Origin of the sequence: Candidatus Cardinium sp. cByotN1, from assembly GCF_022810525.1 — a bacterium.
GTDB lineage: Bacteria > Bacteroidota > Bacteroidia > Cytophagales > Amoebophilaceae > Cardinium.
Window position 1 is genome coordinate 1 of the sequence record NZ_JAACGG010000177.1, and the last position, 657, is coordinate 657.

Genomic DNA, 657 nt, shown 5'->3' on the forward strand with positions numbered 1-657 from the left:
ATCTTTTTGATCCGTTCTGCCTGGTATTTTCATGGGCCTAGCCAATAAGGCCCTTTGAAAGTAAAAAAAACTTTCTTTATAGGGAAACAGTCTGGAGAGGAAGTGACCAAACGCACTATCGGTATTCAGCTCACTAAAGGGTACCGCTAATAAATAGCCAAAACAAGATCTGGGTTTATGGCTAATCAAATCTTGCACAGTTTCCGTAGGACATTTCATACGATTGCCCCCAAATAGATCGAACCGATAGGGAATGGTTTGATCTTCTGTAGGATAAATGAAACTATTCAAATAGAATTTATTTAAATAAGGAGAGGATAAAGCTACTTGTACCAAGGGTATGTGCTGCTCCTTGAGTGCTTGGCCAAATAGACGCCCTGCAACGCAATAATCAGCCGTATCGTTCTCCGACGTATTGTTCTCTTGAACCATTACCTTGCCATTACTATCTTTTTTTATAAAGGGTAAGGCACCAGAGGCTGCTGCCAGTTGCGGTTCATGAGATGCTAGGCTATTCAAGATAGTTTGAGCAGTATCGTCTATTAATCTTAATCTAGGGGGAAACTTTTTTTGTAAAGTCTGGCGGTATTTTTCTATAAAATTTTCTAGTAATTGGTTCAGCGTTTCATCATAACCTGCTAGACTGGCATCAACCTT

General features: G+C 39.9%; 1 protein-coding gene. It reads right to left on the reverse strand.

Features of this window, described 5'->3' with window-relative positions:
* Positions 1 to 657: hypothetical protein (locus tag MUW73_RS04290; RefSeq protein WP_243575302.1), on the reverse strand; the 657-nt coding region annotated here is incomplete at both ends.